Raw genomic sequence first — 22,996 nt, 5'->3', positions numbered from 1 at the left:
TTAAACATTTAATGACTCAATCTTATCACAAATCCCCCTCCCTGCGCCAGTTTCAGCGGCAAACGCGCCCCATTCGCAATCGCCCTCTTCTCCAGTTTGAAATCTTTCGCATTCCTGTCTGCATTGACCCCATCCTTCCACAATTCCATCTGGTAAGTACCCGCTGGTAAAAATGACAAATCCACATTCACCTCTCTTGCCTCCCAGTTTGTCATCCCCGCTATATACCAATCCCCATTCAATGCCTGTCTTGCCATCACGACATATTCTCCCACCTTCGCCTGCAAAGGAATCGTCTGCGCCCACTGTACCGGCACCTTGCTCAGCAATTCCATTGCTTCCGGTTCATGCAGGTAATGTGTGGGGATGTCGCACAACATCTGCAGCGGACTTTCAAATATAACGTACATGGCTAACTGATTACACCTCGTACCCAGGGTCATCGGCTCCGCAGGCTGTGCACTCCATGCATCTTTCTGTACATTGAGCATACCGCCCGGTGTAAAATCCATCGGCCCTGCTACCTGCCTGATAAAGGGTAGGGTAGTGGTATGCACGGGATCTATCAGGTTAGCAAACTTACTGATCTCATTCCCCATCACCCCTTCTGATGTCAGTACATTCGGGTGTGTACGCAGCCAGCCAATGGGTTTATAGGCCCCATGAAAATCTACCAGCAAATGGCGCTTTGCAGCTTCATTCGCCACCCGCTCATAATACTCTACCATTGGCTGATCATCCCGCTGCATAAAGTCTACTTTAATCCCCTTCACCCCCCAGGCGGCAAAGCTATCCAGCGCAGGTATCATTTGCTGGTTCAGCACCATCCAGCTCGTCCACAGCAGGATGTCTACATGCCTTTTTTGCGCATATGCCACCAGCTCTTTTACATTGATCTCCGGTGACAGGCTAAACAAGTCACGCGTACTACACCAGCCTTCATCCAGCAGCACATATTCAATCCCGTTCTTAGCCGCAAAGTCTATATAATACTTGTAGGTATCGTTATTAATCCCCGCCCTGAAATCCACATCGTATACATTGTTGTAATGCCACCAATCCCACTGCACCTTTCCGGGTTTTACCCAGCTAAAATCACCTTTCGCTTCAGGTGCCAGCTGGTATACCAGCTGATTCGTGAGCAGATCCGCATCCTTCCGCGCAATCATCACGACTCTCCAGGGAAATGCCTGCGGACCATGTAATGCTGCAATGTAATCTTCCCTGGAAGCTACCTGTTCATCCCTGTCACTCGTCACTTTCAGCTCTTTCGGATATTGTGGAAACACCCCATGAATGCTGTTGCCACCACGCAGCCACATGCCCGCATAGTGATACAAACCAGATTCTGTAATGAGTAGTTTTGTGCCATTCACTTCGAACAGTGCGGGCAGACTTGCCAGTTTATTATCGCCTATCTCACTGATGGTATAAGGAAGATACTTCCGCTCATTGTGGGAGTAAAACCCATCTTCCTGCGGATACCAGGCTTTGCCTGCCTTGTCCATATTGAACTCTGCCTGCTCATCAGTCACCTTATAAGCGCCCTTTTCCCGGCTGATCCAGTGCCAGGCAATACCATTGTCATATGCCCTCCATTCAAGTGATAATGCATTGCTAAAATCAAGATGCAGCTCATTGTAACGGTCGTCTATGACAGCCGTCTTCTGCTTCACCACAGGCTTGAGTGTACCCTGGTGCGAACCTTGTGTAGCTTTGCTGACCTTCCAGCTGCCCTTATTCAATGAAACGACAGAATTGCCTATCAGTGTTTTGTTGTCCTGCGATACAGTATAGGTGATTGTATTGCCTACAGATACAGACAAGGTCACAGACTTGTCCGGAGAAAGTAAAGTAAATTTCTTTTGTGCATGAATGGCGGAGGCACTTCCTAAAAGGAATGCGCATGCGAGCCATGGGTGGAATTTCATAATGAGACCTGAGTTTTTTTAAAGGTATAAAAACAAAGAGATTATTTTCAAAAAAAAAGCCGCTGTTACCTTTCGGCAACAGCGGCTCCGGTGCATAAAGATGCTATTACTTGTCCAGCAACAGGGCGGCAGTCCATAATACCGGAGCCTGTCCTACCAGGCTACCCGTTACTTTCTCCCTGTTGAGGTAATAATTTGGATCGTTTTTCTTTTTGGTTTCTTCGCACACATCCTTCAGGTCACCAGCTTCGTTCAGTCCTTTTACAATGGCCATCCAGGCATTTCTGGCCAAAGTACCATATGCCTCATCTTCCAGCCATTTTCTTTTCACACCCATGACGAGCGCGTAGGTGAACATGGCGCTACCGGAGTTTTCTGTCCAGGATTTTTCATCGTCAATGATCTGGCCCCATTTGTAATCAGGAGTCATATATTGCTTCAGGGCACCCATCATTTTCTTATAACAGTCCAGGATATGGGCACGGTTTGGATTCTCAGCAGGTAAGTAGTTGAGAATTAATGCCATACTTGCTGCTGCCCAGCCATTGCCACGGCTCCAGTAGATGGGAACATCATTCGCCTGGTTGAACAGGCCCGTTGGCTGTTGCAGGGCATCTATGTATACAGTCAGCTCAGTGGCTGCCCTGTTAATATATTCTTTGGTACCTGTAGCCCTGAAAGCCTGTGTCTGCACGAGGGAGAAGAGGAACATATCTTCGAGCATCATGCGCGACTGCCAGGAAAGGCCCCTGCCTGCCAGGACCTGTTGTTCCGGCTTAGGCCCTTCAGGCAGATCCCATTGCTGGTCAGCAAATGGTTTACCGATGTCCAGGTAACGGTTTTGATTGGTTTGCAGGTAGAGTTCCAGTGGAATAGCGCCAAATACGCTGTGCTCCATCATATCGGGAGCGGGCATCATATGGTGTGCCTGTGCCACGAGTGGTTCAAACCTGAGAGCCAGTTTTTCAGCAAGCGCTTTGTCGCCTGTTACTTTTGCCAGCTGCAGGGCACCGTACCAGGTCAGTACTTCAGGATAGGTAATGGAAGTTGGCGGCTCGGAAGAGCCAAAGTTGTCAAAGTTAGATGCTACATAGTGATTAGCTACATAAGGGCCGATGACGTTCGGCTCACTACCAAGGGGCCATTCCTTAAATATTTTCTGGCCAAATGTCCCTCCCAGATTCACGAACAGCGCTGCAGTAGCGATCAAAACCCGGAATTGTGTTCGATAATTCATATATGATGAATGTTATTAGGGTAGCAAATAATACATGTTTTGATGTAAAATTTGCGTAAAGTAATATTTAAAAATTTGTAATGCAATATTTTGTCTCCGATATTTTAGGAGAATGACGGAATTTAACCTTGCTGCCTGATTTTTCCTGCCGGAAGGCGTATTTGCCTGAAACCGGAGTGGTATCTCCCGAAACCGAAGTTGTATCTCCCGAAACCAGCTTGGTATTTCCCGAATCCGGAGTTGTAACTTCCTGAAACCGGAGGGCGTATCTTCCTGAAACCAGAAGGCCTATCTCCCTAAAGGCATATCCCCCAAAATAGATGTTGCTACCCATAGTTGGCTCCCACCTCCCCACTTGCTATTTTCCCCCAAAAATCTTAACTTAGAAATAAAGCAGTACTCCATTCTTCACCTCCTAAATCTCCTCGTTATGGGAACAGTACGCGATATTCTGCAAACCAAAGGGCATGCAGTCTACTCCATCCATCCCGACATCACCGTCTTTGAAGCTCTCCGCGTGCTTGTAGACAAAAATGTCGGCGCACTCATTGTTCTGGACAATGAAAAAGTCTGTGGAATCTTTTCTGAACGTGACTATGCCCGTAGGGTAATCGTAAAAGGCCGCGCCTCCAAGGAAACCCTGATCCGGGAGATCATGACAGAAAACCCCATTTCGGTCACCGAAAATGATTCTATTGAGGACTGTATGGTGAAAATGACTGAAAAGCACATCCGCCACCTTCCGGTCATGGACCATCAGGACAGGCTGGTAGGGATGATCTCCATAGGTGATGTGGTCAAGTACATTATCAATGAGCAAAAATACATTATCAATAACCTCGAAGGTTATATCAAAGGTACCAGATAAAACGCAAAAACGGCTGACTTCCAAAAAGAAGCAGCCGTTTTAATTTATATTTCAAAACCTAAAAAAACGGACCTATACCTTCGAAAATCTTATCCACCGGATCTCTTTGCCTCCGCACTCGTAGCCGTCTGCCGCTCCCTCGCCCCTTTGATCTTACTATTCCCAAAACTATACGTCGCACTCAGACTCGCCGTCCGGTTCTGCCACTGGTTATGAATGTGGAAATCTACATTTCCATATACCGCAGCTCCCCTGAACTGATCCCCGTTCGTCACATCCGTAAAATTCAGTTTCAAATTCAGACGTTTATCGAGGAGCGTTTTCTGTACCCCGCCACCGATTGCATAATAAGCCTTTCCTTTCCATACCCCCCACTGGTAAGGCGTGCCCGCGTATGCATTCAGCTCCACCTTCCAGTTGCCCGGCAGCGTGAATGTGTGCGTGGTTTCAAAATGCGCCCCTACGGCTGAATTCACAATATCCATCCCTGAATCTTTCAGCGCATAGTAATTGTAATTCATATTCAGGGTGTTATTGATATTCCACCACTTGGTCGGGTTGGCCGGTAGTGTCAGTGTCAGGTGCCAGCCCTGCCTGTGATCATAGTTCTTGTCATAACTCGTGGTCACCTTTGTAGAATCATTCTGCTCTAAATACTCCGCAATAAAATTCTCCGTACGGTCATAACTTACACTCACAATATACTGTTGCTTATAGGTATAAGTCAGCTCCGCGATGTTTGTAAATTCCGGCTTCAGGTAAGGGTTTCCCCGTCCATAGGTATACCTGTCAGAGTAAAATATAAAAGGATTCATATCCTCATACTCAGGCCTGTTGATCCGCCGGGCAAAGGTGATACCCAGTTTATGATCCTTGCTGAAAGTATGATCCGCCGTCAGGTTCGGAAAGAAACTCACATAGTGTCTTTTTACCACAGAATTGTAGGTGACAGAGTTCCCTTTCGAACTGGTCCCTTCCACACGCAGACCCAGCTGTGCATCCGTACCGCCTTTGAAAGATTTCTTGATAATTCCATATGCCGCCAGCACATTTTCAGTATAGATAAAATGATTGCTTTGGGAGAGTGCCGGAATGTATTTGCCTTCATATAGTGAATCGTACAGGAGTACGTTGTCCGTCGTAACAAAACTGCCCTTCACACCCGTTTCCAGTTTGGTCGTTTTGTTGAAAGGCAGTACTAAATCCCCCTTAATACTTTTGATGGTAATATTGGTCGTAGTGAAGTTCCTGATCGAATGGGGATTCTTAAATTTAGGATCTTCCGGATAGTACATACTATCATTCAGGTACACCCGGCGGTGATAGCCAAACTTTGCATAATCTGCATCTATACTGATCTCCGTACCAATTGTGTCCAGCTGACCTTTATAATTAAAATTGATTGTATTGGAATTAAAGTTATGATCATTGGTGGTCACTGAGTTCAGGGAAGAATCCAGGGTCGGATTTCCCAGGCGGTAAATATTCGTGGTGTTATTGATCGTGCTACGGAAGAAATTGTTATACCCATTCACTAACACACCCACCGTATGCTTTGGGGTAATAAAATAGTCAAAGCCCAGTTTATACTGGTTGCTGATAAAGTTGCGTTTTCCAAACTGTGGTGCAGAAAAGAACTGCGCTTCTTCCTTATTATCTCCGTTTACAATCCTTGTAGCTAGTCGCTCGTTGAAAAAATGCCTGTCACCATGATTGTAATTGCCAAACACATTGAACTTTTCAGTTCTCCAGTTCAGGTTTAGCCCGGTATTATAAAACCCATAGCGGCCAAAACCACCACTCCCATTCAGGGAGCCGTTAATACCTGTAGCGACTCCCTTTTTTGTTTTGATATTAATAATCCCAGAGTTGCCGGCAGCATCATATTTGGCGGAAGGAGAAGTCATGATCTCAATTTGTGAGACGGTTTCTGCCGGCAAACTTTTCAGCAAATTGGCGAGTTGTTCGCCACTCAGGTAGGTGAGTTTTCCATCCAGCATGACGGTCACCCCACCATTCCCTTTCAGTAAAATATTATCGTCTTTATCTATCTGCACACCCGGTGCCCGGCGCAGTACATCCAGTACATTGCTGCCTGCCGCGGCTACGCTGCTTTCTACATTCAATACGGTGGTACCTTCTTTGCGTTCAATAAAAGGTTTTTGCGCAGAGATGGTCACTCCCTGCAGGTTCTTCGAAGAGCCGGACAGTGTCATGTTCGGAAACTGTACAGCGGTATGGGTAGGGTCAATGGAGAAGGCCGGCGTGTAAGCTGTCTGGTAGCCCATTAAAGAGCTCTGAACAAAGTATTGACCATTTTTTATTTTTTCAAAACTGGCACTGCCATCTGCCGCACTCAGTTCTCCCTTTACCAGGGTAGAGTCCTTTGTAAGCCGCAGCACTACGCTGGCAAATGGCAGGGGCTGCCCTTTCTCGTCCATCACCTTCACCGTGACTTTTCCATTTACATTCTGAGCATGGCATTCCCTGTAGCTTACATAGGTAAGCAAAATAAGCATGATGAGTTTTTTCATAAACAATCAGATCTCTAGTTGATGGCTGTGGTCGTGACTTAGCGGTTTAGTCCATTGGTATCCGAAGTTGAGCAGGAATACTGGTAAGATTTTACTATCGTAACAGTGATCCCTTAGTTGTTGGTCATGTAAGGAACGGCCCTCCAGCGCAATAATGGTAAGCATACCCAGGGTTATAATAGTGAATATGAATACCTTTCTCATATGGGTTGTTTTATTAAAAGACGATATAGCCGAAAAAAGGTTGCAGAAAGGTCACACTTTTTTTTGAAAATATTTCAGGTTAAAATGACCAAATCATCAATTTTTACGCAGATAGCCATTTTATAAGGAATTATTAAAAATTTTAATAAATTTGTATTACTAAAATGTTCAATATATCCTTGAAAACCTATACCCTTATGAATAGATGTCTGATTATTAGCCTGTTAGTTCTTGTGATGGCTTCCTGTAAGAAAGATCCTCCCTTTACTATCGAGGATAACCATTCTTTTGCGAAGGAAAGTCTTGAAGTAATCAAAAAGTATTCTACCGGCTCATTTCAGGTGACCCAGACCATTTACGGGCCTGGTTCTATGCCGTCCCTGCAGGATACTACATTGTACACCAATTTCTTTATCCGGATTACAGCAGATTCCCTGATCTGGACAAAGAATGATACTACGCATCATTATGCAATGGAATGGATATATGACGTTGAAAAACAGACACAAATCTATTATAGAATGAACCTGACCGGTGTGGAAGGGGGGACTTCAGATGATTTTGACCTGCGTCCGCTGGAGACAAAGAACGGGCTGCTGATCCTGTACAACTCCTGGTATAGCGGTACCTGGTATTACCTGAAAAGATTGAATTAGTTATAAAAATAAAAAAGGCTTTTACCCAGGTAAAAGCCTTTTTTATTTTATTACTTCAGTAAAGCCTGGATCGTAACCGGAGACCTTTGCTCCAGCAACACGGTTCTATTATTAATCAGTTCATTCATCACCCCGTCCTTATTATACCTCACCGTCAGCAACTCCAGCCCTTCGTTATACTCGATCTTATAATTCTCATGGAGCGCCTTGATCAGGGTCTCAATCTTCTCCGGACTATTATCTATACAGCAGCTAAAACTGATGGCTGCGTTCTGCATCAGGTTGATCTTAATTTTCAGTTTGTGAAACAGTTCGTAGATATCGCTGATCCTGTCTTCCGTTACAAACCCAAAATCCTTGGCCGTGATAGTCAGTAAAACCTGGTTCTTCTTCACTACGATAATAGGAGGGAGCTGTTTTACATCGATATCCTCCCTGATCACCGTACCTGGCAGGTCCTTATTCAAAAAGCTCTTCACATACAGTGGAATCTGCTTGTTCTGCAAAGGCTTGATCGTCTTTGGATGAATTACCTGTGCCCCATAATAGGCCATTTCAATCACCTCGCTAAAACTGATTTCAGGGATATTGATCGTATTCGGGAATAATTTAGGATCCGCATTCTTCAGCCCTTCCACATCTTTCCAGATAGTCTCGCTCTCTGCATTCAGCAGGTTTGCAAACACAGCTGCTGAGTAGTCAGAACCTTCCCGGCCCAGGGTCACACTTTCATTTTCATCGGTACTGCCAATGAAGCCCTGTGTTACTACCACATTGGTTTTTTTGAAGAGGGGGAGTACTTTTTGTTCCACCTGGCGGCCTGTAACTTCCCAGTCGATGTTTGCCTCACGGAAAGTATCGTCTGTTCTGAACACATCCCGCACATCCAGCCAGGTATTAGGTACCCCTGCCAGGTTAAAGTAAGCGCTGACGATGGCAGTACTGAGCAGTTCCCCCAGACTTACCAGCTGGTCGTAGTAATAGTCGTAGGGGCGGCCTGGCTTCTCGCCCAGGGTCCATTCTGCCTCGGTAAAGAACGTTTGCAGCTGATCAAAAACAGGGTGAGTCCTGCTTCCCAGCAGCTTTTCTGCCACTTCTGTGTGCGATTTTTCGATGTTGAAAAGCAACTGCGCCGCAATTTCGCGCTTACGGAGATAAAAGTTTTCGGCTACCTTTTCCAGTTCGTTCGTCGTCTTGCCCATAGCAGAAATAACGATCAGGATCTGTTGATCAGGAAATGACTGAACAATCGCAGCTACTTGCTGGATTCGTTCAATACTTTCTAAACTTGCACCGCCAAATTTGAAAACCTTCATATGTGAGTTTATCTTCCGTTAAAAAAATTCGGGGCAAAGTAAATCAACTTTGAATATGTTTAAAAATTTGTTTCGCTGAAAATGACAGTTCCATTAAAATAGGACGAAATCTGTTACATTAGTGTAACCTTGTGCAATGAATATTCACTAATCCATTATAGAATGAGTATCAATAGAAAAGTAATGACTCTTGACGAGTTTACAATCCAGGAATTGAGGAACTACCCCGGCGCTACCGGACAATTATCAGGTTTACTACGGGATATCGGATTGGCTGCAAAGCGAGTAAATGTGGAGGTGAATAAGGCTGGTATAGCCGATATCCTGGGCGAGGCCAATAAGGTCAACGTACAGGGAGAAGACGTAAAAAAGCTGGACGTATTCGCAAACGACCAGTTTATCAATGCATTGAAACACAGTATTTACTGCGCCGGCGTGGCTTCTGAAGAGAATGAAGACTTCATTCCCTTTACTGACGAATACTCCAAAGCATCCAAGTACGTGGTATTGATCGATCCCCTGGATGGTTCAGGCAATATTGACGTAAATGTATCCATCGGTACTATTTTTTCTGTATATCGCCGTCTGACCCCCGTAGGTTCCGTATGCGAGCTCGAAGACTTCTTACAGCCCGGTTACGAGCAGATTGCGGCTGGTTATATTATCTACGGTTCCTCTACCATGCTGGTGTATGCCACCCGCAGGAGTGTGCAGGGCTTTACCCTCGATCCAAGCATCGGTGAATTTTGCCTGTCACACCCTAACCTGAAATGTCCGCCTGAAAGTGACATTTTTTCTGTTAACATTGGTTACTACCACCTTTACGAGAATGGCATCCGCAAGGCTATCGACTATTGGCTGGCCAAAGATGAGCATGGCAAGATCTATCGCCACCGTTTCGTAGGCTGTATGGTGGCAGAAGTGCACAGAACCCTGATCCAGGGCGGGATCTTTATGTATCCGGCTTTTGGAAAATATGCAGGGGGGCGTTTACGTTTATGTTATGAGTGCAACCCGATGTCTTTCATTATGGAAAAGGCAGGCGGGGTGGCTATGGCTACCGGCAGACAAAGGTTGCTGGAGCTGAAACCAGCCAAGCTGCACCAGCGGGTTCCGGTCTTCCTGGGCTCTAAAAACATGATGGACGTTTGGCAAAGAATAGTGAATAGTTAAAAAAATACTAACATGTAAGTTTTTGGTATAACTATTGCTAAACCAGCATTAGTGATTTTAGTCTAATGGTGAATTTCTTTTATTTATTCAAAAACATATGACACGCAAACTTACATTACTGACGCTATTCAGTATCCTGTCGCTGAACCTGTTGGCCTGTACACGAGGCGCTGCGCCGGCAGATACTGCGACTACAAAGTCTACTCCTACGACTACCCGATCGAACACCGATGGTAATGATACCAACATGGCGCAGGAAATCCTGTATTATACCAATAAATTCAGGGCTAGCCAGGGTAAACCGCCATTGATCCTTGATGCTACTTGCAGCGGACAGGCGTACAAGCACAGTAAAGCAATGGCAACAGGGGCGACCGCCTTTGGTCATGACGGTTTTGAAGAGCGTGTGGCCAGACTCAGCACTGTATTTGGTAATATTCCCGGTGCAGCCGAGAATGTAGCTTATGGGAACCTGGATGCAGAACAGGTAGTAAACGGATGGATCAAGAGCCCCGGCCACAGGAAAAATATGCTGGGCAATTTTGACCGGATCGGTATCGGTAGCGCGCATTCCTCTAAGGACAGCAGGATTATATTCTTTACACAGGTGTTTATCGTACATAAAGAAGCACCCGCTCCAAAGAAATAAAGGTTTTGAACCTTCAGTAAAAAAAATCGCTTTTGCCAGCAGCAAAAGCGATTTTTTTTGTGCTAATTTAGTCCTATGGAAAAGAGGAAGATCATAGAAGTTAAGGACCTTGTCAAGAAATATGGGGATTTTACAGCAGTAAATGGTATCAGTTTCGATGTTTATGAAAATGAAATATTCGGGCTGCTGGGTACCAATGGTGCCGGTAAATCCACTACTTTAGAGATTATCGAAACCCTCCGTGAAAAGACATCCGGAAAGGTATTCGTAGATGGAATGGACCTTGACAAGGATCCGGAGGGGATTAAAAAAGTCATCGGTGTTCAGCTGCAAAGTTCTGGTTATTACCCGGGCCTCAACCTGGTAGAACTCATAGATTTGTTCTGTGGTCTCTACAACCAGCAGGCCGATGCAAAAGAGCTGCTCAAAATCTTCAACCTCGAAGACAAAGCCAAAAATAAGTTCAAAGAGCTGTCCGGCGGACAGAAACAACGTTTCTCCATTGCCACTACGCTGATCAATAAACCGAAGATTATCTTTTTGGATGAACCGACTACGGGCTTAGACCCGCAGGCAAGGCGTAATCTCTGGGACCTGATCCTGCAGGTGCGTGAGCAGGGGACCACGGTGGTGATCACTACGCACTACATGGATGAAGCAGAAATTTTGTGTGATCGCTGTGCGATTGTAGACCATGGTCGGATTATTGCATTGGAATCGCCGGATGCGCTGATTGATAAACTGGTGGCAGGTGGATTTGAAAGGAAGAAGGAGGTGAAGAAGGCGAACCTGGAGGATGTGTTTATTGCGCTGACAGGGGAGGCGCTGAGGGAAGTGTAAACTGAAGTTGAAGCTGGACCAGGATCGGTGCTTTTGTTTAATACAGGGTGCGTTCTGAATTTAATGTAAGGTGCTTTTGTTTAATTCAACATGTTTCTGTTTAATTCAACATGCTTTTGCTTTTAATTCAAAACGCTTTTTGCCTTTAATACGACCGCATTTAATACAAAAAAAGTAAGGCCCTCCTTACCGGACGAATCATTATCATGGAAGATCTCAAATACCCGATCGGCCGGTTTCAGGCCCCGTCAAAAATATCTGACTTACAGCTCAGGAGTTTTATCAACGACATTCGTTTCCTGCCATCTTTGGTAGAAATAGCCGTTCAGACACTCGATGCCCCCCAACTCGCCACTCCTTACCGCCCCGGCGGCTGGACGGTGACCCAGGTAGTGCATCACCTCGCAGATAGTCATATGAATGCCTACACCCGCTTCAAACTGGCCCTGACAGAAGACAACCCTGTCATCAAGCCCTACGACGAAGCCGCCTGGGCCGAACTCCCGGATGTATCTAAAACGCCCATCAATATTTCCCTCACACTGCTCCATGCCCTGCATACCCGCTGGGTATCCCTGATGGACAACATGAGCCCCGAACAATGGGAGCGCGTGTTCACCCATCCGGAACATGGTGAAACCTTCTTTCTCAGACAGGTTGCCGGAACCTATTCCTGGCATGGAAAACACCACCTGGCACACATCGAAAAGCTGAAAGAGCGGAATAACTGGCAATAAACTTTAAACTGAATATATGTCGGCATTAGATTGGAAACTGCTTGAGTCAAAGTATCTTTTTAGAAGTAATTGGTTAACAGCCCGCGAAGACAAATGCGAGACACCCCAGGGAAAGATTGTTACTCCGTACTATGTACTGGAATACAATGACTGGGTAAATTGCGTAGCCCTGGATGATATGGGGAGGGTGATTATGGTGAAACAATATCGTCATGGCATCCGTCAGACTTTACTGGAAATCCCGGGTGGGACTATGGATAACGATGACCCTTCTCCTGAATACGCTATGCGTCGTGAATTGCTGGAAGAAACGGGATATGAGTTTGATCAGCTGATCAACTTAGGAAAGATCGCCCCGAACCCTGCCAGCAGCAATAATTTTACGCATATGTTCCTGGCTACAGGAGGGAAGAAGGTGCAGGAGCAGGACCTGGATGAGAATGAAGAGATTGAAATAGTGCTCCTGGAAATGGAAGAGTTGGAGACGATGCTTAAAAACAATGAGCTGTTGCAAAGTCTGCATGTGACTTGTATCTTTTATGCCTTATTAAAGTTGAAAGAACTGACCTTGCTATAATTAAAAGAGCTTGTATCAAAAGTAAAATACCCGGGAATAAATCCGGGTAACGGGCGGAGAGAATTTATTCTCAATACCTTCAATTTACTTTTCATACAAGCTCTTTTTTAATTACATCGCTTCTCCTACTATAAAAAAACTACCACATACCAGGATCACATCTTCCTCGTGCGCATGCTGCTTTGCCGCCTGGAAAGCCTGTTGCACATTAGGATAAGATTTCCCTCTCAGGCCCGCTGCCGCACCCATCTCCGCCAGTTCATTTTCATCCAGCGCTCTCGGGATCTGTGCCCTTGTAAAATAGTAGGTCGCTGCCGCCGGGAATAATTTTAAGACCTTACTCACTTCCTTGTCTTTCACAAAACCTGTCACTATATGCAAATGCCTATAAGTCATGTGTTCTAACTGGCCTACGATCTCACCAATGCCGGCTTCGTTATGTCCTACATCAAAGATGGTGAGTGGATGCTGTGCCACTATATCCCACCTGCCTCTCAGTCCTGTCAACTTCTTTACATGACTGAGTGCGGTCTTCACACTTTCATCCGGCAGTTCCCATCCTGACTGTTGCAATACCTTTACTGCACTCAGTACCCCCATGATATTTTTCACCTGGTACTGTCCGTTCAGGTCTGGTTTCAGGTCCCATACCTGCTCGCTATGCAGGGGGCGTAGCTGGATATGCAGGTGGCCGTTTGCCAGGTCATTGTCCTGTACGAGCCAGTGCTGGTCAGCAAAGGTAATGGGGGCTTCCATGGCCTTCGCTTTGTCAATAAAGACCTGTTCTACTTCAGTCTGTGTCTGTGCCACTACTACCGGTACCTGCGGTTTGATAATACCTGCTTTCTCACTGGCTATTTCCGGCAGGGTATTGCCCAGCATGTTCATGTGGTCATAGCTGATATTGGTAATGACAGAGAGTTCCGGTGTAATGATATTGGTGCTATCTAAGCGGCCGCCAAGGCCTACTTCGATGATGGCGATATCTACCTGTTCCAGTGCAAAGTACTGGAATGCCATGGCTACGGTGAGTTCAAAAAAAGAAGGATCGAGTTGTTCTATAGAGGGTTGTACCTGCTGCACAAATTCCACTACAAATTCCTGGTCAATCATCTCGCCGTTAATGCGGATCCGTTCCCTGAAATCTTTCAGGTGTGGAGAGGTATATAACCCGGTCTTGTAGCCTGCTTGTTGAAATACGGCTGCCAGCATATGACTGGTAGAGCCTTTACCGTTAGTGCCGGCAACGTGAACTGTTTTGAACAGGCGCTGGGGATTGCCCAGTTGTTCGCATAAAGCAATGGTATTATGCAGGTCTTTCCTGAAAGCGCTTGCACCTACACGGGTGAACATGGGGAGGCGCTCATACAGGTAGTCCAGAGTTTGTTGGTAGTTCATGCGCAAAAGTAAATGAAAAATAGATTACTGTACAATTTGCAGAAGCGTAGTGCCGGTTCATTTTGAATTTAATAAAGCCGGCAGAATTGAAGGCCGCTGCCAGGTCCGGCGTTGTTGCGTAGACTGCTGCCCTGATGGGTGGTTTTAAAATGCAAATGACATCATGCTATCTCGTGCCTCAGTGGGTATCCTGGCAAATCTTCCACCTGCATAAACTCATCAGACGGATCATACACTTCATACAAATTTACCAATGCCTGCAGCAAACCAGCCAAATCCCCTGCAATAATATTCCTGTCATTATCCGCATGCCAGTATTCGATCAACTGACCGGCCTGTCCGTCAAAACTACCTGCCAGGTCATAACAGATATAATCCCCTCCGCCATTGCTGAAGATAGGAATCCAGGTCTCATGCCACATATCCGGCAATTCAAAATCACTACCGATCATGGAAGTAAGCTCAGCTGCTGTATCCAGCGCATGCTCCAGCGGTACAAAGGTGCAATTGTTGACGAAGGCTTCGTAATTATCATCCCGCTGACCGTTATGCCATTGATACAGGCCTTTCAGATCTTCGGGCAGGGTAATGCCATATTTTTCTTCCAATGCATGTATTTCATCAGGAGAAAGTCCTGGCTGCAAACCTTTATGATACACATTTCTTTTCGATCCAATGAGCTGATCGAGGTTAACTAAGAGGGGGGCCATAAATTCACATTTTCTTAAAAGTAGAAAAAAAGGAGGTATTCATAAATAAAATATAGAATTACCCCATTAAGTCTTGTAAGGTTAAGAATAAAGGAAACAGTATTTACCATCTGGATTAAAGGGGGCTTAATCAGGTCCAGGAACCTTTCAACGTGGACTCGTGGTGGAGAGAGATTTTTGGCTTTTTCCTGAGATATGGCGCTAAAAATACAATAGTAGTATGCCCACAGTTATTTCCACTGTGGTAGTAAATTTATATTTCTTCATAGGTTCATCCGATCTACCAATTATTCCTTGTATGGCTAACAGCTATCATTCCAAGAGTACTATAAATGGCACCGCAGGTACATTAACATGAATAAAATGCGGTTCAACAGGCCTGATGGAAACCGCCTGTGTCTCCTTCACCGCAATGATCGCTGCGCTGTCATTTACAGACAACGCCGTGATCAATGTGCCTGTTCCAGGTACAGATGCACAAAGTTCCGCACCTTCAAATTTTTGAGAAGTGTCGATATTAATGACAGCTGTATTGCTGCCTATTACCTGCCTGGTTTGTAAATCAATTCGGACAGCGATTAATTTAATTGCTACATGCCGGATGCCTTTTGGGAAGGCTTGTGCCGGGATGTATAATCTGCCATCTTTCCCTAATACCGGTAATTTGGAGAAATGAGATGAGGTAGGTTTGGATTTATTGAATTGCAGTCCTGTCAGGGGATGCAGATCGACACCCGCAGAAGGAATCAGCAATTTAGTAAACCTATTCACATGCCCTCCATCACCTTTTATTCCCAATGCCTTCCGGATAAAAGCCCCGGTACGGCTAGCCTGTCCAAAACGCTGTGCTGCCCGTTTCATATTGGGAGTGTGCCGAATACCATCAGGGCGGTTCCGGAAGTAATGCTTCCCATTTCGTTTGAAACCTGTTAACGGCCCTAATCTGCCAGTAAATGTCAGTATCGAAGTTTGCTTTGCCATAAAAAAATAATTGGTAAGGGATAAATGTAATTATCCTTTATCAATAAGATTGGCAGGGCAATTAGAGAAGTTGCAAGCTTGCCTTAAAGCGTGTTGATTATTTGCCAGGAGTTGTTTAAAGCGGAGATAGAAAACTGTTAATAAACCAGCCTCCTTTTTCGAATAATTAAATAACTTCTTCCTCCTCCAATTTCGCCCACTTAAACATATATGGATCGCTGCACCGGTTGCCTGTTATTTAAGGCGCAACTAGCTGCAGCATTACAATTATAGCGCAAATATTCCCTGGCAGATGTTTGGAGATAAGGGAGCAGGTATTCATCAAGATCAAAATAACAGGTGACACTGCTTCATGGCCGGCCATCGTTATTTAAGAAATTACGCTTGTGGGGGGAATAGCTAAGGTTCTAAAAAGGTTGTACCAAAAGTAATTTGAGGGCATTGAGAATCAATAAAACAAAATGCTCTTCGTTCGAAATCCGGATTAATTCCTGGAAAATATACTTTTGATACAACCATTTTATATAAAAAGATAAAGGTGTTTAGAACTGTGCTGCAGGACAACCCAGCAGGGTCTTACCAAATCTCATGGGTACCAGGCGCAGAGCTACGAAACCATCGAGTCTGTTCTTGTTCTTCTGGAACAGGTTAGACAGCACGGTGTTTGAGCCAATCACCAGCGGACCCAGGCGGAAGCCGGCACCCATATCAAACTGTGTATGGTTATTGACATCGATTGGGATGTACACTCCAAAATGGCGGCCGTCATAGCGTGGCGTAATGGTGAAGTGAGATACCATGTAAGTCTTGCTCGGATCGTACCGACCACTGTTCAGTGACATCACCGCAGCACCGTTTACAAAGAAGCGTGCATCGATATTGTAATCGAACATAACGTTCAGTGCAGTCGGCAGGTTCATACGGAACTTCTCATCGCTGGCAATCGGTGTAAAGTATTGTTGCAGGCGGCGGTAGTAAGACTGCCAGCCTTCGCCTTTTCTCATTTTGATCTCGTATGGATTGATGTTGCTGGCGATCAGACTGAGATCGGTGTTGGATGCTACTTTTTTGTAGGAGATGCCCCCGAAGTCAGTAATACTTACACCGAGTCGCATCTTATAGTCATCGCCTTCAGGGTTCCAGTCGGTATCGTCATAGCCCTGCAGACCGTCCATTTCGGCTCTCCATTCGTAGACCACACCGATGTCCATACCTAAGCCCCAGTTACCCGTAAAGGGCTTGTAATTGCTTGTGTTTGGTTTTTTCCAGTTATTAATACCGTCGTTGTAACCTACTTTCAGCGTACCGCTATAAATGTCGGCGCTGGTAGCGGAGTTCATGGTAAAGCTGGCATCTTCTACCTGGGCGTAGCCGGCAGCGATCCCATTCAGTATTTTCAGTGTCACACCACCTTTGAGCAGGTGCATTCCATCGTCTTTAATGATCTGCGCGTAAGTGAGGTCATATTCGTTCCACATGTGGAAGCTGCCGCTGGCTACTTCCATATCGAAACGCTGGTTGTTGTATTGTGAATTTGGAAAGTTGTTCGCAAAGAAGTTAGCCACGTCGGTATTCATACCACCGCCATTGCCCTGGGCGCGAACACGCCAAACGAATGCAATAGATTTGGTTTCATCGAGGGAGTACATGAAGGATGGCATCATCACATCCATATTACCCCAGCCGAATTGTTTCCCGGTCGACAATGTGTCCAGGAAATAGTCCCTGTTACGTTTCAATCCTTCCAGGGAATCAGGTGGATGGAAGATGAGCGACTTTGGAAAGCGTGCATAGGTGTTACCCAAAGCGGCGTTTACCCCAGCCACGTTAATGTCCCATTTGAAGTGTGTGCCTGCAGCCATTGCGGGATTGGAGGGTACTCCATAAATACCTGCGTAATGACTATTTGCATACCCGCCCATGTTCATATTCATCTGGGCCTTTGCCTTGTATGGCTCGATTAAAGATATGGCAATGACAGTTGCAAGGCCTAAGGCTCGAATTACTCTAAACAGCATATATCTAATTAGTTGGCAGTACGGTTTTTCTCCTTTATAACGCAAAAAGTACCTATATATTGGCGAGCGCTACAAAAGAATTTCCCATGCAAATATATCTAAATATATTATTGTTATTAAATTATGTTATTATAAATGAGGATAGAATGAGCTATTTAGGGAGATGCACAAAAAAATCCCTTCCTGCTGTAGGAAGGGATTGATTTTCTATAATTTTTTTTGCTTACTGCACTTTAAAGAAGAAGCGGATAGTGGCATACTGGATATCAGGCGCATCAGCATTTACATTGTATTTCAATTCTTTCGCTCCTCTGATCGCTGTGGCGATGTTGCGGGGGTTGCTGAGAGTAGATCCTTTCAGGGAGTGAGTGGCTTCGATAACGTTGCCACTTCTATCAACCTTAATGTTTACAGCGACATAACCTGATTCATCTCCGTCGTAGGTGAGGTTCGGTTTGCTGATGAGGCTACGGCCATTCAGGCGGAAATCTGATTTCCCACCACCTAAGCCACCGCCGGTATAGCCGCTGGCATTCGGATTGCCATTGATCTGGCCGCGATCGCCGGGCTTGCCGGTATTGCCTTCGCCGGTGGAGTTGTTGGAACCGCTGGCGTTGTTACCGCTATTGTTGCCGGTGAAGGTACCGCCACCGAATACGGCTTTTGCCTTTTGTGGTTTTTCTACTGCAACCGGATTATTTTCAGATGTTTTCTTTGTTGTTTTTGTTGGTTTGGAGTCCAGGTTTTTTGCGACTTCCTTTGGTTTTTCCACCGGTTTTTCCGGCTTGTTTACTTCGGGAGCGTCTTCGTTGTCCTGGGTAGCGATATCTTCCTGGGTGGAGTTGTCCTGGGTAGGTACCGGCTCGTTTTGAGGGGTTGATGCATTGGCAGCGTCAGCACTGGGTGGGTTGGGGTTGAGTGGTTGCTCATCGCCCATACCGTCGTCGGATGTACCGAGGTTCACTTCCATGCCCAGGTCCTGGTTAGGGAGGGGAGGAGGTGCGGAGAATCCACCCAGGATCAATGCTAATAAAACTAAAGCATGCACGGCAATAGTGACACCGACTGCTTTTATGTTTTTGTCAGTATTGTTTTCCTTCGTATTGGTATTGGTATAGTTACTTTTTGAAAAGTTACTTTTTTGTAGCTGCATAGATCAAAAATAAGATATTTTCTAATACGTGTATGTGGGTGTACTGTTAAAAACTACCTGGATATGATTCCAGGTTGGTTTTATTATAACAGAAACCATTCCAAAGAGGGGCTTCATTCCTGCACTATGGTTTATATGCTCAGGGAGCCAGGTGATGTCATGATCCGGGCGAAAACGGGTGATGGCAACTTATTCCTTTTTTTGAATTTGTGTTACATTTTCAGGAGGGAGGCAGGGAATTAAATGAGTATGTTTATCCTTCCAGGACACGTGGGAAGAAAAGGAACTAAAAATTGGAAAGCGCTCGCCCAAAAAATGGTATGCAAAACATTAAACCACCAGCAAAATTTTCGTGATCTATACACCTACAATAATAAAGATTACAGTAAGGCTTATAAGGGAGAATTCCTATAAGGGGTAAACGAAAATATTATAGTGAGAAGTATCGTTTTTTTTGAAAATCGCTGTTGCATTTGTTGTTGAAAATTCCGGTGTTGCTTTAGTATTGAAAATTCAGTGTTGCGTTTGGTATTGAAAATTCAGGTTTGTGGTTTAAAAAGGAAAACAGGGTTGCCAGTCCTGCCCCGGGGTAAAGCGCAGAAAACCAGTTTCCCGCCGCAAAACTGAAGATTTTTAATAGAAATAATTCTAACTACCTTTGCGTTGATTTTTGCTTTTAAAAACCACATTCATTTGTTTTCTCTTTACAAAAAAGCCTACGCTGGCCTTTCGACCTCAACCTGGATACTTGCTGTTGTACTCCTTATCAATCGCTGTGGCGCGATGGTAATTCCATTTATGACCGTCTACCTCACCCAGCAACTTCACTTTTCTGTACAACAGGCCGGCCTGGTCATGACCTGCTATGGTATCGGCGGCATTGTCGGCGCATTTGCCGGCGGCCGTTTATCCGACCGGTACGGCTTTTACCCCGTGCAGTTCTGGAGCCTGCTCCTGCAAGGGATGATTTTTTTAGTTCTCGGACAAATGCATACCCTTCTCCAGTTCTGTATCTGCATTTTCGTGCTCAGTGCAGTCGGCGATGCATTCCGGCCTGCGAATACCGCCGCTACCGCTCACTATAGTAACCCGGAAAACAGGACAAGGTCTTACTCCCTGAACAGGCTGGCATCCAACCTCGGTTGGTCTGTAGGCCCTGCGGTAGGAGGCATCGTAGCCAGTTTTAGTTACCATCTCCTGTTCTGGGTAGATGGTCTTACCTGCATGGTAGCAATACTTGTCATGCGGATCCTGATTCCTCCGGTACATGTAGCACCTAAAACCCACGAAGTGAAGCAGGCTACGGTAAAGACAGAAAGTGTGTACAGGGATGGAGTTTATCTTGCCTTTATTGCCTTAAGTATATTGTTTACAACAGGTTTCTTACAGCTCTCTACCATGGTGGCTTTATACTTCAAGGAGGTGCTCCACCTGGAAGAAGCACAGATCGGGATGGTCCTGGGCATCAATGGATTGCTGGTCGCCGCCATAGAAATGGTGCTCATCTATAAAATAGAAAACCGCAAGCACCCTTTGGAATTCATGACCCGTGGAGTGGCACTGGCCAGCCTGGCCTACCTGAGTTTTAATATTTTGCCGGCAGCAGGTTTTGTAAGTATTGTGTTTATCGTGTTATTCACGGCAGGGGAGATGCTGAGTATCCCTTTTATGACAGCTTTCTTTATCAGCAGGAGTGGAGAGCATAACCGCGGACAATATGCTGCTTTGTATACAGTGTCTTTTGCGGTTTCTACGATCCTGTCTCCTACAATCGGTTCGGCCATGATTGCACATTATGGATTTAAGGTGTGGTGGTATGTAGCAGCAGGTTTATGCCTGATGTCCGCAGTTGGGTTTAACTATTTGTACCAGAAGGTGACTGAGAAAAAACGCAGTTATTCTTTGTGAGATAGGCATGTTATGGTTTGATAATGAGCGCAATTTTACTCGATTTTGAAGTAAGAATGTCTTTTTGATCTTATCAAACTTATCCCACGTATGGACGCAATCATTGAAAAGTTCCTCGACTTACAGCCCTTTGGCTGGATCTTTCAACGCTTAGGAGTAGGCGATAAATGGAGTGCCTTTCTTTCGCTGGTTTTCATTTCACTGTTTACAGCCGGCATTGTAAAACTGTACCAGTTTTTATTAAAGCATTATAATTTTAAAAAAGCGGCCCTGGCAGATATCAAACCCCAGTTTGATCACCTGTCAATTAAAAAGGCGAGGCGATTTTATATACAGACCCAATACCAAAACGCTTCACCTGCCAGGCAGGATGAACCGGGGTTTACGCATAAATACATCGCGCGGGATAAACTTATTCCATTTTTTATAGAAACTGCTTTTAATGAAGAGATAGATTCAGAACGCTTTTACCTGATCCTCGCAGATTCCGGTATGGGGAAGACAACGTTTATGATCAATCTTTATATGAGTTATACTTCCCGTTTTTCCAGGAAGAAGGACGATATAAAATTACTACGCTTCTCTAACCCTGACATGATTGGGCAGATCAAAGCCATCAGCCTCGCGGGCGCTAAGAAAACCATTTTATTGCTGGATGCGCTGGATGAGGATCCCGGAATTATATCTACTGATCCTAATGTGAGCGATGCGCAGGCGTTCCAAAAGAGGATTGATGAAATAATAGATATTACGAGGAATTTTAAAGAAGTAGTGATCACCTGTCGTACACAGTATTTCCCGGGCCAGGAAAAAGATCCTTATGAGTTAAAAGTAAAACGGCCTGATGAGCGCGGACTGTATACACTCAATAAGCTGTATATATCCCCATTTAATGAAAAGGAGGTAAAGAGCTACTTAAACAGGAAGTTTGGAATCATCCCTTTTATTAATCAGAAGAAGAAACGCAGGGCGCTCCGGATTGTGTCCCAGTCAAGGAACCTGGTTATGCGGCCCATGTTGCTGAGTTATATCGATTATTTGATTGAAGATGAAATGGTGGCAGTGAATACCTGTAATATCTATGAAACGCTGGTAGATAAATGGTTATTGCGGGAGGCGGAGAAAAGGACCGGTATTGCCGGCAGGGCGGGTTTTATAAAAAACCTTCGTGAATTATCGATGCAGATAGCGATTGCTATTCATGCGAACTGGAAGCAGGATGGCAGGATGAGTGTATCAAAGGAGGAAGCGGTAGAAACTGCAAAACTGTTTGAAATAGATCTCAGGCCGAACGAAATCACAGGACAGTCATTGTTAACCTGTGATGGTGTGGGCAACTGGAAATTTGCCCATAAATCTATTTTTGAGTTTTTCCTGGCGAAGGAAGCCCACCGTAATCCGCGGTATATAAGGGAAATGAATTTTAAAGGGATGGATATGGCAAAGAAATTTTATGAGGAAATGAATCCGGATATGTTTGTTGAGGACCTTAAAGTAATTTATAATAATGGTTGGGAAATTTCTCATGAGATTAATTCTCCATTTCTCATTCAAAGAAAGGTTTTAAACAATAGAAATTTCATTTCATTATTGTTTGATAATGGCCCTGATATTGATCAAACTTCATTTTATGAAGATTTTCGTTTAACTGATCTGCTTATTTATTGTAATAAAATGAATACTGACAATGGATATTCACCGGCCTATAATATTCCTGATGGAGAATTCACAATACAGCATTTCATGATTAGGAACCTTAGCCAATTCCAGGGATATAGACTGCCTACAGAAAATGAGTTAAGATGTCACTACCTGAATAAATTTAAAACGCATTATAATCCCGAACAGTTTAGCATGGATTCAAAAACATTTAAAATCATTATGCGAGGCAAAGATGGTGGAGAGACGAAAGTGGAAGACATACCTGGTTGTTTTGAATGGTGTCATAGCGGGGGAGGCATTGCTTCATTCAGCAGGGATCTTTATTATTTTACACTTTTAGCAAAGTCTAATTCCAGTGTTACAGATTGTGTGAAAAAAGTGCCCCTTCATCTTATCGAAAATAGAAGATATACAGCCCGACTGGTTTACATCCCTTAAAACTGG

The 22,996-nt window shown here is 44.9% G+C and carries 20 protein-coding genes; 9 read left to right on the top strand and 11 right to left on the bottom strand.

The genetic code is table 11. From position 1 onward, the window contains the following. Positions 1 to 8 precede the first annotated feature (8 nt). From DXN04_RS17820 to DXN04_RS34580, 3 genes are all read right to left on the bottom strand, one after another. Positions 9 to 1,931 (bottom strand): glycoside hydrolase family 97 protein, encoded by a 1,923-nt coding sequence (locus DXN04_RS17820; protein ID WP_116854736.1) that lies wholly within the window; start codon positions 1,929 to 1,931, stop codon positions 9 to 11. Between the two features lie 106 nt (positions 1,932 to 2,037). Further along, positions 2,038 to 3,168 (bottom strand): glycoside hydrolase family 88/105 protein, encoded by a 1,131-nt coding sequence (locus DXN04_RS17815; RefSeq protein ID WP_116854735.1) that lies wholly within the window; start codon positions 3,166 to 3,168, stop codon positions 2,038 to 2,040. A 67-nt stretch (positions 3,169 to 3,235) separates the two neighbouring features. After that, a complete protein-coding gene (locus DXN04_RS34580) occupies positions 3,236 to 3,502 on the bottom strand; it encodes a hypothetical protein (protein WP_147319973.1) in 267 nt (88 codons plus the stop codon). Positions 3,503 to 3,598: 96 nt separating this feature from the next. Between DXN04_RS34580 and DXN04_RS17810 the strand changes: the two genes are divergently transcribed. Next, a complete protein-coding gene (locus DXN04_RS17810; RefSeq protein WP_116854734.1) occupies positions 3,599 to 4,036 on the top strand; it encodes a CBS domain-containing protein in 438 nt (145 codons plus the stop codon). A gap of 89 nt (positions 4,037 to 4,125) precedes the next feature. Here DXN04_RS17810 and DXN04_RS17805 read toward each other — a convergent pair whose 3' ends face one another. Beyond that, on the bottom strand, positions 4,126 to 6,570 hold the full coding sequence (locus DXN04_RS17805; protein ID WP_116854733.1) for a TonB-dependent receptor: 2,445 nt from the start codon (positions 6,568 to 6,570) through the stop codon (positions 4,126 to 4,128). Positions 6,571 to 6,576: 6 nt separating this feature from the next. Next, positions 6,577 to 6,774 carry a hypothetical protein gene (locus DXN04_RS17800; RefSeq protein ID WP_116854732.1) on the bottom strand — a complete coding sequence of 66 codons (198 nt, stop codon included), beginning with the start codon at positions 6,772 to 6,774 and terminating at the stop codon, positions 6,577 to 6,579. 197 nt (positions 6,775 to 6,971) lie between these two features. On the opposite strand from DXN04_RS17800, the gene DXN04_RS17795 reads away from it, so the two are divergent. Next, positions 6,972 to 7,430: a hypothetical protein gene (locus DXN04_RS17795; RefSeq protein WP_147319972.1), complete on the top strand. Its 459-nt coding sequence runs from the start codon at positions 6,972 to 6,974 to the stop codon at positions 7,428 to 7,430. A 50-nt stretch (positions 7,431 to 7,480) separates the two neighbouring features. On the opposite strand, the gene DXN04_RS17790 is transcribed toward DXN04_RS17795, so the two are convergent. Then, the gene (locus DXN04_RS17790) at positions 7,481 to 8,746 is read right to left on the bottom strand and encodes an aspartate kinase (RefSeq protein WP_116854730.1); all 1,266 of its coding nucleotides are present in this window, start codon (positions 8,744 to 8,746) and stop codon (positions 7,481 to 7,483) included. A 162-nt stretch (positions 8,747 to 8,908) separates the two neighbouring features. Between DXN04_RS17790 and fbp the strand changes: the two genes are divergently transcribed. The 5 genes from fbp (at position 8,909) to DXN04_RS17765 (ending at position 12,722) form a co-directional block, all read left to right on the top strand. Further along, a complete protein-coding gene (gene fbp, locus DXN04_RS17785; RefSeq protein ID WP_233525620.1) occupies positions 8,909 to 9,919 on the top strand; it encodes a class 1 fructose-bisphosphatase in 1,011 nt (336 codons plus the stop codon). Between the two features lie 97 nt (positions 9,920 to 10,016). Further along, on the top strand, positions 10,017 to 10,568 hold the full coding sequence (locus tag DXN04_RS17780) for a CAP domain-containing protein (RefSeq protein ID WP_116854729.1): 552 nt from the start codon (positions 10,017 to 10,019) through the stop codon (positions 10,566 to 10,568). 75 nt (positions 10,569 to 10,643) lie between these two features. Then, complete coding sequence (locus tag DXN04_RS17775) at positions 10,644 to 11,408, top strand: ABC transporter ATP-binding protein (RefSeq protein WP_116854728.1); 765 nt, start codon at positions 10,644 to 10,646, stop codon at positions 11,406 to 11,408. A 206-nt stretch (positions 11,409 to 11,614) separates the two neighbouring features. After that, complete coding sequence (locus DXN04_RS17770) at positions 11,615 to 12,145, top strand: YfiT family bacillithiol transferase (RefSeq protein WP_199415074.1); 531 nt, start codon at positions 11,615 to 11,617, stop codon at positions 12,143 to 12,145. A gap of 16 nt (positions 12,146 to 12,161) precedes the next feature. Further along, positions 12,162 to 12,722: an NUDIX hydrolase gene (locus DXN04_RS17765; RefSeq protein ID WP_116854726.1), complete on the top strand. Its 561-nt coding sequence runs from the start codon at positions 12,162 to 12,164 to the stop codon at positions 12,720 to 12,722. Positions 12,723 to 12,833: 111 nt separating this feature from the next. On the opposite strand, the gene DXN04_RS17760 is transcribed toward DXN04_RS17765, so the two are convergent. The 5 genes from DXN04_RS17760 to DXN04_RS17740 form a co-directional block, all read right to left on the bottom strand. Further along, positions 12,834 to 14,120, bottom strand: a complete 1,287-nt coding sequence (locus DXN04_RS17760; RefSeq protein ID WP_116854725.1) for a bifunctional folylpolyglutamate synthase/dihydrofolate synthase — start codon at positions 14,118 to 14,120, stop codon at positions 12,834 to 12,836. Between the two features lie 161 nt (positions 14,121 to 14,281). Further along, positions 14,282 to 14,830 carry an SMI1/KNR4 family protein gene (locus DXN04_RS17755; RefSeq protein WP_116854724.1) on the bottom strand — a complete coding sequence of 183 codons (549 nt, stop codon included), beginning with the start codon at positions 14,828 to 14,830 and terminating at the stop codon, positions 14,282 to 14,284. A 312-nt stretch (positions 14,831 to 15,142) separates the two neighbouring features. Next, on the bottom strand, positions 15,143 to 15,811 hold the full coding sequence (locus DXN04_RS17750; RefSeq protein ID WP_116854723.1) for a hypothetical protein: 669 nt from the start codon (positions 15,809 to 15,811) through the stop codon (positions 15,143 to 15,145). Positions 15,812 to 16,353: 542 nt separating this feature from the next. Then, positions 16,354 to 17,829, bottom strand: coding sequence for a DUF5723 family protein (locus DXN04_RS17745; protein WP_147319971.1), 1,476 nt, complete (start codon positions 17,827 to 17,829; stop codon positions 16,354 to 16,356). 223 nt (positions 17,830 to 18,052) lie between these two features. Continuing rightward, a complete protein-coding gene (locus DXN04_RS17740) occupies positions 18,053 to 18,982 on the bottom strand; it encodes a hypothetical protein (protein WP_116854721.1) in 930 nt (309 codons plus the stop codon). A gap of 663 nt (positions 18,983 to 19,645) precedes the next feature. Here DXN04_RS17740 and DXN04_RS17735 point away from each other — a divergent pair. Beyond that, positions 19,646 to 20,890 (top strand): MDR family MFS transporter, encoded by a 1,245-nt coding sequence (locus DXN04_RS17735; RefSeq protein ID WP_394337842.1) that lies wholly within the window; start codon positions 19,646 to 19,648, stop codon positions 20,888 to 20,890. A gap of 90 nt (positions 20,891 to 20,980) precedes the next feature. Next, a complete protein-coding gene (locus DXN04_RS17730; RefSeq protein ID WP_116854719.1) occupies positions 20,981 to 22,990 on the top strand; it encodes an NACHT domain-containing protein in 2,010 nt (669 codons plus the stop codon). The last annotated feature ends 6 nt before the right edge of the window (positions 22,991 to 22,996 follow it).

Source organism: Chitinophaga silvisoli, assembly GCF_003412465.1.
In the GTDB taxonomy this organism is placed as follows: domain Bacteria; phylum Bacteroidota; class Bacteroidia; order Chitinophagales; family Chitinophagaceae; genus Chitinophaga; species Chitinophaga silvisoli.
The sequence above is the reverse complement of the archived record's forward strand: the minus strand, read 5'-3'. Positions and strand labels throughout refer to the sequence as shown.

Coding starts and splice junctions, on each gene's coding strand:
- DXN04_RS17775 (WP_116854728.1), top strand. CDS start 10,644: ATGGAAAAGAGGAAGATCATAGAAGTTAAGGACCTTGTCAAGAAATAT.
- DXN04_RS17740 (WP_116854721.1), bottom strand. CDS start 18,982: ATGCAGCTACAAAAAAGTAACTTTTCAAAAAGTAACTATACCAATACC.
- fbp (WP_233525620.1), top strand. CDS start 8,909: ATGAGTATCAATAGAAAAGTAATGACTCTTGACGAGTTTACAATCCAG.
- DXN04_RS34580 (WP_147319973.1), bottom strand. CDS start 3,502: ATGGGTAGCAACATCTATTTTGGGGGATATGCCTTTAGGGAGATAGGC.
- DXN04_RS17745 (WP_147319971.1), bottom strand. CDS start 17,829: ATGCTGTTTAGAGTAATTCGAGCCTTAGGCCTTGCAACTGTCATTGCC.
- DXN04_RS17760 (WP_116854725.1), bottom strand. CDS start 14,120: ATGAACTACCAACAAACTCTGGACTACCTGTATGAGCGCCTCCCCATG.
- DXN04_RS17730 (WP_116854719.1), top strand. CDS start 20,981: ATGGACGCAATCATTGAAAAGTTCCTCGACTTACAGCCCTTTGGCTGG.
- DXN04_RS17795 (WP_147319972.1), top strand. CDS start 6,972: ATGAATAGATGTCTGATTATTAGCCTGTTAGTTCTTGTGATGGCTTCC.
- DXN04_RS17750 (WP_116854723.1), bottom strand. CDS start 15,811: ATGGCAAAGCAAACTTCGATACTGACATTTACTGGCAGATTAGGGCCG.
- DXN04_RS17815 (WP_116854735.1), bottom strand. CDS start 3,168: ATGAATTATCGAACACAATTCCGGGTTTTGATCGCTACTGCAGCGCTG.
- DXN04_RS17765 (WP_116854726.1), top strand. CDS start 12,162: ATGTCGGCATTAGATTGGAAACTGCTTGAGTCAAAGTATCTTTTTAGA.
- DXN04_RS17805 (WP_116854733.1), bottom strand. CDS start 6,570: ATGAAAAAACTCATCATGCTTATTTTGCTTACCTATGTAAGCTACAGG.
- DXN04_RS17780 (WP_116854729.1), top strand. CDS start 10,017: ATGACACGCAAACTTACATTACTGACGCTATTCAGTATCCTGTCGCTG.
- DXN04_RS17755 (WP_116854724.1), bottom strand. CDS start 14,830: ATGGCCCCCCTCTTAGTTAACCTCGATCAGCTCATTGGATCGAAAAGA.
- DXN04_RS17770 (WP_199415074.1), top strand. CDS start 11,615: ATGGAAGATCTCAAATACCCGATCGGCCGGTTTCAGGCCCCGTCAAAA.
- DXN04_RS17800 (WP_116854732.1), bottom strand. CDS start 6,774: ATGAGAAAGGTATTCATATTCACTATTATAACCCTGGGTATGCTTACC.
- DXN04_RS17810 (WP_116854734.1), top strand. CDS start 3,599: ATGGGAACAGTACGCGATATTCTGCAAACCAAAGGGCATGCAGTCTAC.
- DXN04_RS17790 (WP_116854730.1), bottom strand. CDS start 8,746: ATGAAGGTTTTCAAATTTGGCGGTGCAAGTTTAGAAAGTATTGAACGA.
- DXN04_RS17820 (WP_116854736.1), bottom strand. CDS start 1,931: ATGAAATTCCACCCATGGCTCGCATGCGCATTCCTTTTAGGAAGTGCC.